This is a genomic window from Desulfovibrio sp. JC010, from assembly GCF_010470675.1.
Taxonomy (GTDB): Bacteria; Desulfobacterota; Desulfovibrionia; order Desulfovibrionales; family Desulfovibrionaceae; genus Maridesulfovibrio.
Map to the genome: position 1 here is coordinate 39,269 of NZ_VOIQ01000016.1, position 13,373 is coordinate 52,641.

The window sequence follows — 13,373 nt, forward strand, 5'->3', positions numbered from 1 at the left end:
ACTGCGTCGGTCTTTGTAATTAAACTTAATTTGGAGGGTTCATGCCAACCATCAATCAGCTTATAAGAAAAGGGCGTGAAAAGCAGCTCAAGCGTAAGAAAACTCCTGCGCTTCAGGCCTGCCCCCAGCGCCGTGGCGTGTGCACCCGTGTGTACACCACCACCCCTAAGAAGCCTAACTCCGCACTGCGTAAGGTCGCTCGTGTGCGTCTGACCAATGCCATCGAAGTTACTGCATACATCGGTGGTGAAGGTCATAACCTTCAGGAACACTCCGTGGTACTCATCCGTGGTGGTCGTGTAAAAGACTTACCCGGTGTTCGTTACCACATTGTTCGCGGCTCCCTCGACACCGCCGGTGTTGCAGATCGTCGTCAGGGTCGTTCCAAGTACGGCGCAAAGCGTCCTAAATAGCATTAAATTCCAAGGAGTATACCAATATGCCTCGTAAAGGTCCGGTACCCAAAAGACAGATTCTTCCCGATCCGGTATACGGTTCTCAGCTCGCTACCAAGTTCATGAACAGACTCATGTACGATGGTAAGAAGAGTGTGTCTGAAAATATATTCTATCAAGCTCTTGAATTCCTCGGTGACAAAACCCAGGAAGATCCTATCAAGGCTTTTGAAAAGGCAGTGGAAAACGTTAAGCCTCACGTGGAAGTTAAGTCCCGTCGTGTCGGTGGTGCTACTTATCAGGTACCCGTTGAAGTCCGCCCTGAGCGTCAGGTCTCCCTGGCTATCAGATGGCTGATCAACCAGGCACGTTCCAGAGGCGAGAAGGGCATGGTTGCCCGTCTTAGCGGTGAGTTCCTCGATGCTTTCAATAAGCGTGGCGGAGCTGTGAAGAAAAAGGAAGACACCCATCGTATGGCCGAAGCCAACAAGGCTTTTGCTCACTACCGTTGGTAATCGGAGTACAAAGTGGCTAGAAAGGTTGCTAGAGATAAACAGCGTAACATTGGTATCATGGCCCACATTGATGCGGGTAAGACTACCACTACTGAGCGCATTCTTTTCTATACTGGTGTTTCTCATAAAATCGGTGAAGTTCATGACGGCGAAGCCACCATGGACTGGATGGTCCAGGAACAGGAGCGCGGCATTACCATTACCAGTGCTGCTACCACCTGTATGTGGAAAGATCACCGCATCAACATTATTGATACTCCCGGTCACGTTGACTTCACTATGGAAGTTGAACGTGCTCTGCGCGTACTCGACGGCGCAGTAGCCGTTTTCGACGCAGTAGCCGGTGTTGAGCCTCAGTCTGAAACCGTATGGCGTCAGGCTGACAGATATAAAGTTCCCCGTATGGCTTTCGTTAACAAGATGGACCGTATCGGAGCAGATTTCTTCCGTTGTGTAGAAATGCTCAAGGACCGTCTCGGTGCTAAAGCTGTACCTCTTCAGATTCCCATCGGAGCTGAAGATGAATACAAGGGTGCGATTGACCTCGTAACCGGTAAGGCTTTTACCTATACTGATGTCATGGGCAAGGATTACGCAATCGAAGAGATCCCTGCTGAATACATGGAACAGTACGAGGCCATGCGTCTCGAAATGATCGAAGCCATTGCCGAAGAAGATGAAGAACTCCTCGATAAGTACCTCGGCGGTGAAGAACTCACTCCCGAAGAAATTATCAAGGGTATCCGCACAGCCACAATCAACCTGACCATCTGCCCTGTTCTTTGCGGTACCGCATTCAAGAACAAAGGTGTTCAGCCCCTGCTTGACGCTGTTGTTGATTATCTTCCTTCTCCCATGGATATTGCTGCGATTGTCGGTGTTGATCCTCACAGTGACGAAGAAATTCCTTGTCCTTGTGATGACGAACTGCCTCTGTCAGCTCTCTCCTTTAAGCTCATGACCGACCCCTTTGTCGGTCACCTTACCTTCCTGCGCCTGTACTCCGGTAAAATTGAATCCGGTGCTACTTTCATCAATGGCGCAACCGGTAAAAAAGAGCGTATCGGACGTCTCCTGAAGATGCACGCTAACAAGCGTGAGGAAATCAAGGAAGCGTATGCAGGGGATATCGTCGCTGCTGTAGGCCTGAAAAACATGGCCACCGGTGACACTCTCTGCGAACAGAAGAACGCAGTTGTGCTCGAATCCCTCGATATTCCCGAGCCGGTAATTGAGGTTGCTATTGAGCCCAAGACCAAGGCTGACCGCGATCTGCTCAGTCAGGGACTTGCCAAACTTGCCAAGGAAGACCCCTCTTTCCGCGTCCAGGGTGACGAAGAAACAGGTCAGACCCTTATCGCAGGTATGGGCGAACTTCACCTCGAAGTTATTGTTGACCGCCTGCTGCGCGAGTTCAACGTAAACGCAAATGTCGGTGCACCCCGTGTTTCCTACCGTGAAACAATCACCAAATCCGTTGAGTCCAACCTCAAGTACGCTAAGCAGTCCGGTGGACGTGGTCAGTACGGTCATGTCGTTGTTACCATCGAGCCGAACAAAGAAAGCGAATACGAGTTTATTGACGAGATTAAGGGTGGGGTTATTCCGAAAGAATACATTCCCGCAGTCGACCGTGGTATTCATGATGCCATGAAGAACGGTGTTATCGCCGGATTCCCGCTTGTGGACATCAAGGCAACACTGACTTTTGGTTCCTACCACGACGTTGACTCCTCTGAACAGGCATTTTACATTGCCGGTTCTATGGCACTTAAGGATGCAGTTAAGAAAGCTGGTCCGCAGCTGCTCGAGCCTATCATGTCTGTTGAAGTTGTTACTCCTGAAGAGTACCTCGGCGACGTCATGGGTGACCTCAATGGTCGCCGCGGTCGTGTCGGATCCATGGAAGCCCGTGCCAACGCACAGGTTGTAAAGTGCGACGTACCTCTTAGCGAAATGTTCGGTTACGCAACTGACCTTCGCTCCAAGACTCAGGGTCGCGCTACTTTCACCATGCAGTTCGATCACTACGAGCCTGTTCCTGCTTCCATCGCAGAAGAGCTGATCAATAAAAATTAGACAAAATATAAAATTTATCTGATTTTTACTTGACAACTGCGCTGAAAAAGCAATATACCTCCCGGACCTCATACGAGTTCGGGAGGTTCTTTTTTTACGGGAACCACCCGTGAAACCACAGAGATAAGGTATAAGGTTCGGCATGCTGGCTGGACGACCATACCAGGCCAGGAAGGATTACCTCACACTCCTTCTTACTGTTGCAAGCTAAAGGCCGTCTCTGAATTCATTTAGGAGAAATTAACATGGTTTCTATGACTAGTGATCGAATCAGGATCAAGCTCAAGGCGTACGACTACCGTATCCTTGATAAAGCAGTTACCGAGATTGTGGATACTGCCCGCAATACCGGCGCTGCTATCGCAGGTCCCATCCCTCTGCCCACACAGATCAGCCGTACTACCATTCAGCGTTCTGTGCACGTCGACAAAAAGTCCCGTGAGCAGTTTGAGATGAGAATCCACAAGCGTCTGCTTGATATTCTTGAACCCACCCAGCAGACCGTTGACGCACTCGGCAAGCTCAGCCTGCCCGCTGGTGTTGACGTTGAAATCAAGCTGTAAGGGAGGGATTCAACATGGCAAAAACTATCGGTTTACTCGGTAAAAAACTGGGCATGACCCGCGTCTTCGCAGACGACGGTTCTATCGTGCCCGTCACTGTTCTCGAAGTAGGTCCTTGTCCTGTTATGCAGGTCAAGACTGAAGAGAAGGAAGGCTACAACGCCATCCAGCTCGGCTACGACGCTCTTCCCGAGCGCAAGGTTAACAAGCCCGCTAAAGGTCATCAGGAAAAAGCCGGTAAAGGCTACTTCCGTCACCTTCGTGAGTTTCCCCTTGAGTCTGTAGCTGACTACGAACTGGGCCAGGAAATCTCCGTGGACATCTTTGCTGCAGGTGAAAAGGTAAAAGTTACCGGCACCTCCAAGGGTAAAGGTTTTCAGGGTGTAATGAAGCGCTGGAACTTCGCTGGTTCCCGTGCCTCTCACGGTGCTGAAAAGGTACACCGTTCTCCTGGTTCCATCGGCCACGCTACTTTCCCTGGCAAAGTATTCAAAGGCAAAAAAATGCCCGGTCAGATGGGTAATGAGCGCGTTACTGTTTCCAACATCGAAATCGTAGACGTTCGCACCGACGAAAACGTTCTCGTGGTCAAGGGACAGGTTCCCGGTCCTAAGAACGGTCTGGTGATGATCCGCAAGACCAGCTAGAGGAATTAAAAAATGGCTACCATTACTATATATGATCAAACTAAAAAGGAAGTAGGGAGCATGGATCTTGCTCCGGAAGTTTTCGAAGTTCCGGTCAAGCCTGAAATCCTGCACCTCGTAGTACGTTCCCAGCTTGCAGCCAAACGCCAGGGTACTCATGCCACTAAGACTCGTGGTATGAAACGCGGCGGTGGTGCAAAGCCCTGGCGCCAGAAAGGCACCGGTCGTGCACGTGCAGGCTCCACCCGTTCACCTCTGTGGCGTGGTGGTGGAACCACTTTCGGTCCCCAGCCCCGCGACTACTCCTTCAAGGTAAATAAAAAGGTCCGCCGTCTGGCTCTCAGAATGGCACTGACTTCCCGCCTCAGCGAAGAAAAGCTGATGGTTGTGAAGAACATCGACCTTCCCGAGATCAAGACCAAGCTCTTCGTAGAAGTAGCTGAAGCTCTCGGACTGAACAAAGCCTTGGTTATCGTCAAGGATGCTGATAATAAACTCCTCCTTTCTGCGAGGAATATCCCTGGCATCAAGCTCATCTCTGCCGATCAGCTGAATGTTTATGACATTCTGAAACATCGTCAGGTTGTTATGCTTGAGAATGCAGCACAGGATCTGCAGGAGAGGTTGAAATAGTCATGGACTATACTCAGATTCTTATCAAACCGGTCATTTCGGAAAAGGCCACTGACATTAAAGAGTCCTCTAACCAGGTCGCTTTTTATGTGCTGCCTTCTGCCAACAAGACTGAAGTCAAAAAAGCTGTTGAATCCGCTTTTGACGTAAAGGTTGATTCCGTACGTATCGTACGTAAAAGACCTGGTCTGCGCAGAAAGTTCGGCCGTGTTGTCGGTAAATTGTCCGGCTACAAGAAAGCTTACGTTAAGCTTTCAGCGGGCGAAAAAATCGAATTCTTCGAAGGAGTTTAAGAGATGGCTACTCGTAAGCTGAAGCCGACCTCCCCCGGTCGCCGGTTCCAGACTATCTCCACCTTTGAGGAGATCACCAAGTCTACTCCGGAAAAGTCCCTTACCAAGGGGCTGACCAAGAAGGCCGGTAGAAACAATAACGGCCGGATTACTTCCCGTCGTCGTGGTGGCGGTACCAAACGTTTGTACCGTATCATCGACTTCAAACGTAACAAAGTGGAAGTACCCGCAACTGTTGCTTCAATCGAATATGATCCCAACAGGTCCGCTCGCATCGCTCTGCTGCACTACGCAGACGGTGAAAAGCGCTACATCCTTTGTCCTGTAGGACTGAACAAGGGTGACCAGATTCTCGCTGGTGAGAAAGCCGACATCAAACCCGGTAACGCTCTCCTGCTGAAGAACATTCCTGTTGGTACTATCGTTCACAATATCGAATTGTATCCCGGAAAAGGCGGCCAGTTCTGCCGCGCTGCCGGTACCTACGCACAGCTCATCGCGAAAGAAGGCAAATACGCTCTTCTGCGCATGCCTTCCGGTGAAGTCCGCAAGGTGCTCGCAACCTGCTGCGCAACCGTAGGTCAGGTTGGTAACATCCACCACGAGAACATTACCCTCGGTAAGGCCGGCCGTAACCGCTGGCTGGGTCGCAGACCCAAAGTTCGCGGTGTTGCCATGAACCCGATCGATCACCCCCTCGGTGGTGGTGAAGGCCGTAGTTCCGGTGGTAGACACCCCTGTTCTCCTTGGGGCATGCCTGCTAAGGGATACAAGACCCGCAGTAAGAAGAAACCTTCTTCCAAGCTCATCGTTAAACGCCGCGGGCAGAGGTAGGAGACTGTAATGCCAAGATCACTGAAAAAAGGCCCGTTTATTGACGATCATCTGCTTAAAAAGGTCGTAAAAGCTCAGGAATCAGGCGACCGTAAGGTCATCCAGACCTGGTCCCGCCGCTCCACTATCATCCCCGAGATGGTAGGTCTGACCTTCGCAGTACACAATGGCCGCAAGTTTATCCCTGTCTTCGTGACCGAAAACATGGTAGGACATAAGCTGGGCGAATTCTCCCCCACCCGTACCTACTACGGCCACGCTGCTGATAAGAAAAGCAAGGCCAAACGCTAGAAGGTGTTGAGCAATGGAAGCAAGAGCTATTGCAAAATATATGCGCATTTCCGCTAGGAAAGTGCGCTTGGTAGCGGAAAACATCAAGGGAAAGCCGGTTGAGGAAGCCCTCAACATTCTGAAGTTCACCCCCAAGAAGGGTGCTGATATGCTCAGTAAAGTGCTTTACTCTGCAGTGGCAAACGCCGAGCAGATTCCCGGAGTGGATGTTGACTCTCTCTGCGTAGACGTTGTCAAAGTTGACGAAGGTCCTACCTGGAAGAGAATTCAGCCCAGGGCTATGGGTCGTGCGTATCGCATTCGCAAGCGCACCAGCCATATAACCGTCGTAGTAAAAGAAATGTAGGGTAGTGTCATGGGTCAGAAAGTACATCCATACGGCTTCAGACTTGGATACACCAAGAACTGGCTTTCCAGATGGTTCTCCAGTAAGGACTATCCCGCTTTCGTCTACGAAGACGACAGCATTCGTAAATATGTAAAAGAGAAGATCTTTCACGCAGGCGTCTCCAAAATCGAGATCGAGCGTGCAGGTGGCAAAATCCGCCTGATCATCCACACCGCACGTCCCGGTATTATCATCGGCCGCAAAGGTGTTGAGATTGAAAAGCTCCGTGAAGACCTTCGTAGAAAATTCAATAAAGAATTCGCTCTTGAAGTTAGCGAAATCCGCCGTCCCGAAACCGACGCGCAGCTCGTTGCTGAGAATATTGCACAGCAGCTTGAGCGCCGTGTGGCTTTCCGTCGCGCTATGAAGCGCATTGTGGGCCTTGCCCGCAAGTTCGGCGCAGAGGGTATCAAAGTTGCTTGTGCCGGCCGTCTTGCCGGTGCTGAAATCGCACGTACCGAATGGTACCGCGACGGCCGCGTGCCCCTTCAGACTCTCAGAGCTGACATCGACTACGGTGTAGCACGTGCTAACACCACCTACGGTGTCATCGGCATCAAGGTCTGGATCTTCAAAGGTGAAATTCTCGACCACGAGGTGGAACAGTAATGCTATCACCTAAGAAAGTTAAATTCCGTAAACGTCAGAAAGGTCGCCTGAAAGGTAAAGCTCAGCGCGGTTCCACTATCGCTTTCGGCGATATTGCAATCAAGACTCTGGAACACGGAAAACTTACCAACAACCAGATCGAAGCAGCTCGTGTCGCGATCATGCGTCACATCAAGCGTGGCGGTCAGGTATGGATCAGGGTTTTCCCCGACATGCCTATCACTGCCAAGCCTGCTGAAGTCAGACAGGGTAAAGGTAAAGGTTCCCCGGTTGGTTGGGTTGCCCCGGTTAAACCCGGTCGCATTCTGTACGAAGTGAAAGGTGTAGACATTGAACTGGCCAAAGAAGCTTTGGTCCGTGCATCTCACAAGCTTCCCGTCAAAACTACCATCGTAGTCAAGGAGGGATTGTAAAATGAAAGCCAAAGAACTTCGTGAACTCGACAACGCTGCTCTGAATGAGAAGCTTGCAGAAGCCCGTCAGGAGCTTTTCAACCTTCGTTTCCAGCACGCTACTGCTCAGCTGGAAAACACCCAGAGACTGTCCGATGTTAAAAAAGACATCGCAAAGATCCTCACCGTGCAGCGTGAAAAGGAACTGGGAGCATAAGCCATGGCAGAGCTTAATCTGAAAGGAAACAGGCGCGTGCTGACCGGCGTTGTTGTCTCCGACAAGAACGACAAGACTATTGTTGTTCGTTGTGAGACCCTCGTTAAGCACCCCCTGTATAAAAAATTCATCCGTCGCCACACCAAATTCATGGCACATGATCCTGCCAATGAGTGCGGTATCGGCGATAAGGTGCAGATTGTTGAATTCCGCCCCCTTAGCCGGCGCAAAAGGTGGCATCTCGATAAAATTCTGGAAAAAGCAGTTTAGGGGTATTAGCTATGATTCAGGTAGAATCCAAACTTGACGTAGCGGATAACTCTGGTGCCAAGAAAGTATCTTGTATCAAGGTACTGGGCGGTTCCAAGAGACGCTATGCCAGTGTCGGAGACATTATTGTGGTTTCCGTTAAGGAAGCGATGCCCCATTCCAAAGTGAAGAAGGGCGCTGTGATGAAAGCTGTCGTTGTTCGTACCAAGAAAGAAATTGGTCGTGCTGACGGTTCTTACATCAAGTTCGACAATAACTCTGCCGTTCTTCTTAATAACTCAAGTGACCCGGTAGGGACCCGTATTTTCGGGCCCGTAGCTAGAGAACTCAGAGCCTGCGGGTTCATGAAGATCGTTTCTCTGGCACCCGAGGTACTGTAATCCTTATCACAAGAAGGTAAACGGCATGAACAAGATACATGTTGATGACAAAGTAATGGTCATCGCCGGCAAGGATAAGGGGAAGATCGGCAAGGTCCTTAAGATCAACCGCAAAAAGGACGTAGTCCTTATCGAGCAGGTTAATATGGTTTCCAGGCACACCAAGCCTAATCCGTATGCCAACCAGCCCGGCGGTATTGTTGAGAAAGAAGCCCCTATTCACATCTCCAACATTCAGGTTGTGTGCCCCGCTTGCACAAAAGCAACCCGCGTTGGCGTACGTGAGACCGAAGACGGAAAGAACATCCGTTTTTGTAAAAAATGTAACGAAATCATCGACTAGGGTTTTGCGATGACACGTCTCGAACAAATATATACGGACAAGGTCGCCCCGGCTCTTAACAAAGAGTTCGGGTACAAGAGCTCGATGGAGATTCCCGGTATCAAGGCAATCTCTCTTAACATCGGACTCGGTGAAGCAAGCCAGAACGCTAAGCTCATCGACGGTGCTGTGGAAGAACTGACCGCTATTGCTGGTCAGCGCGCAGTCGTCACCAGAGCGAAAAAGTCAATTGCAGCTTTTAAGCTGCGCGAAGGAATGCCTGTAGGTTCCCGTGTAACTCTTCGCAGAGATCTCATGTGGGACTTCCTGGACAAGCTGATCAGCTTTGCACTTCCTCGTGTACGCGACTTTCGCGGTATTCCTGACAAAGGCTTCGATGGACGCGGTAACTTCACCCTCGGAATCAAGGAACTGACTATCTTTCCTGAGATTCAGCTCGATAAGATCGAGATCACCAAGGGTATGAACGTGACTATCGTCACCTCAGCTAAAACTGATAAAGAAGGCAAGATGCTCCTCGAGCTTCTTGGTATGCCCTTCAAGAAATAGGAGGATATCGTTTTGGCCAGGACAGCTTTAAAAGTTAAGGCGAAACGTAAGCCTAAGTTCAAAGTGCGCGAATATAACAGATGCCCCATCTGCGGTCGTCCTCGTGCATTCCTGCGCAAATACGGCATCTGCCGTATCTGCTTCAGGGAAAAGGCCCTTGCGGGTGAACTTCCCGGCGTGCGTAAAGCCAGCTGGTAATATAAGGAGTTTAAAATGCCTGTTGTCGATCCTATCGCCGATATGCTGACCCGCATTCGCAATGCTCACGGTGCTTATCACAAGACCGTGGCCATTCCCGGGTCCAAGATCAAAACAGCAATCGCCGGGATTCTGAAGGATGAAGGTTACATCGTTGACTTCACTGCTGAAGATAACGAAATTAACGTCACCCTCAAGTATGTTGATGGAAAAGCCCTTATTAGCGGCATGAAGAAAATCAGCACACCCGGTCGTCGCGTGTTTGTAGGCGTTGAAGATATTCCCTCTGTCCTTAACGGACTCGGGATTTGCATACTTTCCACTTCAAAGGGCGTAGTTGACGGCGTTAAAGCGAAAGAGCTTAACGTTGGCGGCGAACTCTTGTGCGAAATCTGGTAGAGAGGTTTTATTATGTCCAGAATTGGAAAAAAACCTATTGAGATACCTTCCGGAGTGGAAGTAACTGTTGGTGCTGACGTGGTTTCCGTAAAGGGCCCCAAAGGCACCATCACCACACCGGTACACCCCATGGTCAGCTTCACTGTTGCTGATAATGTGGTCGAGGTGAAGAGGTCTGGCGATTCCCGTCAGGAACGTGCTCAGCACGGCCTGCATCGCTCCTTGCTTTCCAACTGCATTGAAGGAGTCTCCAAAGGCTTCTCCAAGACTTTGGAAGTAGTCGGTGTAGGTTACAAGGTTAACGTACAGGGTAAGAACATCGTTTTGAACGTTGGTTTCTCCCACCCCGTTAACTATGAACTGCCTGCTGGAATCGAAGCTAACGCAGAAGGCAACACCAAACTCACCATCAGCGGCGTAGATAAGCAGCTGGTCGGTGAAGTTGCTGCGCAGCTTCGTCGTGTACGTCCGCCGGAGCCTTACAAAGGCAAAGGCATCAAGTACATTGATGAACAGATCAGACGCAAAGCCGGTAAGTCCGGTAAATAGTAGGGTAAAGCCATGAAAATGACTAAAGAACAGGCAAGACAGCGTAAAAAGATCCGCATCCGCAAGAAAATCAGCGGTACTGCAGCTCGCCCGCGTCTTGTTGTATTCCGTTCAAATAAGCACATCTACGCTCAGCTCGTGGATGATCTGATTGGCAAAACCGTGACCGCTTCTTCTTCCAAAGCCCTCGCCAAAGATGGTGAAGCTCTTAAGCTCACCTGCGAGACTGCAGCTCAGGTCGGTAAAGACATCGCTGCCAAGGCTAAGGAACTGAAGATCGAAACAGTCGTATTCGACCGTAGCGGTTATATCTATCACGGCAGGGTCAAGGCCCTGGCAGACGGCGCTCGTGAGGGTGGCCTGAAATTCTAAACTTATGGGAATATCCATGGAACAGAATGATCTGGGTCTGATTGAAAAAATCGTTTACCTCAACCGAGTTGCTAAAGTTGTAAAGGGTGGTAGAAGGTTCTCCTTCAGTGCCCTGGTTGTGGTAGGTGACGGTAAAGGTCAGGTCGGTTTCGGACTTGGTAAGGCAAACGAGGTTCCGGAAGCTATCAGAAAAGCTTCTGAGAAAGCTCGCAAAGAAATGATCACCGTACCTCTTCTGGACGGTACTCTTCCTTACGAAGTTCTCGGCCGTTACGGTGCAGGACGCGTAATGCTCAAGCCCGCTTCCAAGGGTACCGGTATCATCGCCGGTGGTCCCGTGCGTGCGGTACTTGAAGTTGTAGGCGTACACGATATCCTTACCAAGGCTATCGGCACCAACAACCCGCATAACGTCCTTCGCGCGACTGTCGCCGGTCTCGCTTCTCTGCGCAGCGCAGAAGAAGTAGGCCAGCTTCGCGGGAAGAAAGTTGTGACTCCCAGAAAGTAGGAGGACATAGTTATGCTTAAGGTAAAACTCGTTCGCAGCATGATCGGCTGCAATCCCAAACAGCGTGCCACTGTTAAGGCACTGGGACTGCGTAAGATCAGACAGGAAAAAAGCTTTGAAGATACTCCCGTTATCCGCGGGATGATCAAAAAAGTTGAGCACCTTGTGGAGGTAACTGAATCATGAGGCTGCACGAAATATATCCGTTCCAAGAGGAACGTAAGAATCGCAAGCGCGTAGGTCGCGGCGGCGGCTCCGGCTGGGGTGGAACCTCCGGCAAGGGTCACAAAGGTCAGAACGCCCGCTCCGGCGGCGGTGTTCCCGCCTGGTTTGAAGGTGGTCAGATGCCTCTGGCTCGTCGTCTGCCTAAGCGCGGTTTCAAGAATCCTTTCCGCGAAGAGTACGTAGCTCTCAACGTAGGTCAGATTCTTGGTGCCTTCGAAGGCAAAACTGAAATCTCCCTTGAGGACATGTACGAAAGAGGTCTTTGCAAAAAAGGTGCTCTCGTAAAAGTTCTCGGCATGGGCGAAGTAAGTGCTGCTGTTACCATCGAAGCACACCGCTTCAGCGCATCTGCGACTGAAAAGATCACAAAGGCAGGTGGTACTGCCAAAGCCCTGGAAGGATAAAACGTGGCATTGTCTGGAGTTGATAATCTTTCCCGACTGCCGGAACTGAAGAAAAAGCTCCTTTGGACTTTTCTTCTTCTGGCTGTCTACCGGATCGGGATTCACATCCCGGTCCCGGGCGTAGACAGCGCAGCATTGGCCGATTTTTTTGAGAGTGTTTCCAACACTCTCTTCGGCCTTTTTGACATGTTCTCAGGCGGCGGGTTGCGTAACTTGTCCATATTCGCGTTGGGTATTATGCCCTACATCTCCGCGTCTATTATCGTTCAACTTCTAGGTGTGGTTAGTCCCACCATTAAGCGACTTCAGGAAGAAGGGGCTCAGGGACGCAAGAAGATTACGCAGTACACCAGATACGGCACTGTACTGATTACTTTGGTTCAGGGTTTCGGTATCGCAGTTGGTCTTGAATCCATGACCAGCCCCACCGGAGCACCCGTAGTACTGCATGCAGGATGGGCCTTTAGAGGAATCACTATCCTGACTCTGACAGCAGGTACTGTTTTCCTGATGTGGCTCGGTGAACAAATGACCGAGAAAGGCATTGGTAACGGTATCTCCATGATCATTTTTGCCGGTATTGTTGCAGGTCTTCCGTCTGCAATTTTCAATACCTTCAGGCTGATGCAGGCCGGAGAGATCACTCTCTTTCTGCTTCTGTTTGTTATGGCATTCATGGTCGCCATTCTCGCTTTTATCGTTTATATGGAGCGCGGACAGCGCAGGATTCCAATTCATTATGCCAAGCGCATGATGGGACGCAAAATGATGGGCGGCCAGACCACACATCTGCCGCTGCGAATCAACACCGCCGGTGTTATTCCCCCCATTTTTGCTTCCAGTATATTGATGTTTCCCGCAACCTTGGCGAATTTCTTCCCCGGAAATGAAATTCTGTCACAGGTTTCAGTGCACTTCTCTCCGTCTTCCGTAGTATATAACGTAGTATACATCGCCCTGATTATCTTTTTCTGCTATTTCTACACAGCGATCATGTTTGATCCCAAAGGAATTTCAGAAAATATTCAGAAGCAGGGCGGTTTTATCCCCGGTATTCGTCCCGGTACCAGAACCCGTGAATATATTGACCGCGTTCTGACCAGGATCACCCTCTGGGGTTCTCTGTACGTAGCTGCTATCTGCGTACTGCCTATGATTCTGATTGCACAGCTCAACGTACCTTTCTACTTCGGTGGAACCGCACTGCTCATCGTAGTCGGTGTGGCCATGGACTTTATGGGCAAGATCGAATCCTACATGATCTCTCGTCAGTACGAGGGGCTCATGGGTAAGGGCAGCAAGATCAAGGGCAGGTAGGCG

At 50.4% G+C, this 13,373-nt stretch carries 25 protein-coding genes; all 25 read left to right on the forward strand.

The features are described from left to right. The first annotated feature begins 41 nt into the window (after positions 1–41). The 25 genes from rpsL (at position 42) to secY (ending at position 13,370) form a co-directional block, all read left to right on the forward strand. Entirely contained in the window at positions 42–413 is a 372-nt protein-coding gene (rpsL, locus tag FMR86_RS16730) for a 30S ribosomal protein S12 (RefSeq protein WP_015851063.1), read from the forward strand. A 26-nt stretch (positions 414–439) separates the two neighbouring features. After that, entirely contained in the window at positions 440–910 is a 471-nt protein-coding gene (gene rpsG, locus FMR86_RS16735) for a 30S ribosomal protein S7 (protein ID WP_163352549.1), read from the forward strand. Positions 911–922: 12 nt separating this feature from the next. Then, positions 923–2,989, forward strand: a complete 2,067-nt coding sequence (gene fusA / locus FMR86_RS16740; protein WP_163352550.1) for an elongation factor G — start codon at positions 923–925, stop codon at positions 2,987–2,989. 245 nt (positions 2,990–3,234) lie between these two features. Next, positions 3,235–3,552, forward strand: a complete 318-nt coding sequence (gene rpsJ / locus FMR86_RS16745; RefSeq protein WP_015851066.1) for a 30S ribosomal protein S10 — start codon at positions 3,235–3,237, stop codon at positions 3,550–3,552. Between the two features lie 14 nt (positions 3,553–3,566). Next, complete coding sequence (rplC, locus tag FMR86_RS16750) at positions 3,567–4,199, forward strand: 50S ribosomal protein L3 (RefSeq protein ID WP_163352551.1); 633 nt, start codon at positions 3,567–3,569, stop codon at positions 4,197–4,199. Positions 4,200–4,211: 12 nt separating this feature from the next. Beyond that, positions 4,212–4,832 (forward strand): 50S ribosomal protein L4, encoded by a 621-nt coding sequence (gene rplD / locus FMR86_RS16755; RefSeq protein ID WP_163352552.1) that lies wholly within the window; start codon positions 4,212–4,214, stop codon positions 4,830–4,832. Positions 4,833–4,834: 2 nt separating this feature from the next. Continuing rightward, positions 4,835–5,125: a 50S ribosomal protein L23 gene (gene rplW, locus FMR86_RS16760; protein WP_163292213.1), complete on the forward strand. Its 291-nt coding sequence runs from the start codon at positions 4,835–4,837 to the stop codon at positions 5,123–5,125. Between the two features lie 3 nt (positions 5,126–5,128). Further along, on the forward strand, positions 5,129–5,959 hold the full coding sequence (gene rplB / locus FMR86_RS16765; RefSeq protein ID WP_163352553.1) for a 50S ribosomal protein L2: 831 nt from the start codon (positions 5,129–5,131) through the stop codon (positions 5,957–5,959). A gap of 9 nt (positions 5,960–5,968) precedes the next feature. After that, positions 5,969–6,250 (forward strand): 30S ribosomal protein S19, encoded by a 282-nt coding sequence (gene rpsS / locus FMR86_RS16770; RefSeq protein ID WP_015851071.1) that lies wholly within the window; start codon positions 5,969–5,971, stop codon positions 6,248–6,250. 13 nt (positions 6,251–6,263) lie between these two features. Then, the gene (gene rplV, locus FMR86_RS16775) at positions 6,264–6,596 is read left to right on the forward strand and encodes a 50S ribosomal protein L22 (protein ID WP_163352554.1); all 333 of its coding nucleotides are present in this window, start codon (positions 6,264–6,266) and stop codon (positions 6,594–6,596) included. Between the two features lie 9 nt (positions 6,597–6,605). Continuing rightward, complete coding sequence (gene rpsC, locus FMR86_RS16780) at positions 6,606–7,247, forward strand: 30S ribosomal protein S3 (protein ID WP_015851073.1); 642 nt, start codon at positions 6,606–6,608, stop codon at positions 7,245–7,247. Then, a complete protein-coding gene (rplP, locus tag FMR86_RS16785) occupies positions 7,247–7,660 on the forward strand; it encodes a 50S ribosomal protein L16 (protein ID WP_163352555.1) in 414 nt (137 codons plus the stop codon). The genes rpsC and rplP overlap by 1 nt, the downstream gene beginning before the upstream one ends. A gap of 1 nt (position 7,661) precedes the next feature. Then, complete coding sequence (gene rpmC / locus FMR86_RS16790; protein WP_015851075.1) at positions 7,662–7,856, forward strand: 50S ribosomal protein L29; 195 nt, start codon at positions 7,662–7,664, stop codon at positions 7,854–7,856. Between the two features lie 3 nt (positions 7,857–7,859). Further along, positions 7,860–8,126 carry a 30S ribosomal protein S17 gene (rpsQ, locus tag FMR86_RS16795; RefSeq protein WP_163352556.1) on the forward strand — a complete coding sequence of 89 codons (267 nt, stop codon included), beginning with the start codon at positions 7,860–7,862 and terminating at the stop codon, positions 8,124–8,126. An 11-nt stretch (positions 8,127–8,137) separates the two neighbouring features. Then, positions 8,138–8,506 carry a 50S ribosomal protein L14 gene (gene rplN, locus FMR86_RS16800; RefSeq protein WP_163352557.1) on the forward strand — a complete coding sequence of 123 codons (369 nt, stop codon included), beginning with the start codon at positions 8,138–8,140 and terminating at the stop codon, positions 8,504–8,506. Between the two features lie 25 nt (positions 8,507–8,531). Next, positions 8,532–8,849 (forward strand): 50S ribosomal protein L24, encoded by a 318-nt coding sequence (rplX, locus tag FMR86_RS16805; RefSeq protein WP_163352558.1) that lies wholly within the window; start codon positions 8,532–8,534, stop codon positions 8,847–8,849. 9 nt (positions 8,850–8,858) lie between these two features. Beyond that, the gene (rplE, locus tag FMR86_RS16810; protein ID WP_163352559.1) at positions 8,859–9,398 is read left to right on the forward strand and encodes a 50S ribosomal protein L5; all 540 of its coding nucleotides are present in this window, start codon (positions 8,859–8,861) and stop codon (positions 9,396–9,398) included. A 12-nt stretch (positions 9,399–9,410) separates the two neighbouring features. Beyond that, positions 9,411–9,596 (forward strand): type Z 30S ribosomal protein S14, encoded by a 186-nt coding sequence (locus tag FMR86_RS16815; protein ID WP_015337847.1) that lies wholly within the window; start codon positions 9,411–9,413, stop codon positions 9,594–9,596. A gap of 15 nt (positions 9,597–9,611) precedes the next feature. After that, positions 9,612–9,995 carry a 30S ribosomal protein S8 gene (gene rpsH, locus FMR86_RS16820; RefSeq protein ID WP_163352560.1) on the forward strand — a complete coding sequence of 128 codons (384 nt, stop codon included), beginning with the start codon at positions 9,612–9,614 and terminating at the stop codon, positions 9,993–9,995. 12 nt (positions 9,996–10,007) lie between these two features. Further along, a complete protein-coding gene (gene rplF, locus FMR86_RS16825) occupies positions 10,008–10,544 on the forward strand; it encodes a 50S ribosomal protein L6 (protein ID WP_163352561.1) in 537 nt (178 codons plus the stop codon). Between the two features lie 12 nt (positions 10,545–10,556). Further along, positions 10,557–10,916, forward strand: coding sequence for a 50S ribosomal protein L18 (rplR, locus tag FMR86_RS16830; protein ID WP_163352562.1), 360 nt, complete (start codon positions 10,557–10,559; stop codon positions 10,914–10,916). Positions 10,917–10,932: 16 nt separating this feature from the next. Further along, positions 10,933–11,424: a 30S ribosomal protein S5 gene (gene rpsE, locus FMR86_RS16835; RefSeq protein WP_163352563.1), complete on the forward strand. Its 492-nt coding sequence runs from the start codon at positions 10,933–10,935 to the stop codon at positions 11,422–11,424. Positions 11,425–11,436: 12 nt separating this feature from the next. Next, positions 11,437–11,610: a 50S ribosomal protein L30 gene (gene rpmD / locus FMR86_RS16840; protein WP_163352564.1), complete on the forward strand. Its 174-nt coding sequence runs from the start codon at positions 11,437–11,439 to the stop codon at positions 11,608–11,610. Further along, the gene (gene rplO, locus FMR86_RS16845) at positions 11,607–12,053 is read left to right on the forward strand and encodes a 50S ribosomal protein L15 (protein ID WP_163352565.1); all 447 of its coding nucleotides are present in this window, start codon (positions 11,607–11,609) and stop codon (positions 12,051–12,053) included. The genes rpmD and rplO overlap by 4 nt, the downstream gene beginning before the upstream one ends. Before the next feature lie 3 nt (positions 12,054–12,056). Continuing rightward, positions 12,057–13,370 (forward strand): preprotein translocase subunit SecY, encoded by a 1,314-nt coding sequence (gene secY / locus FMR86_RS16850; RefSeq protein ID WP_163352566.1) that lies wholly within the window; start codon positions 12,057–12,059, stop codon positions 13,368–13,370. The last annotated feature ends 3 nt before the right edge of the window (positions 13,371–13,373 follow it).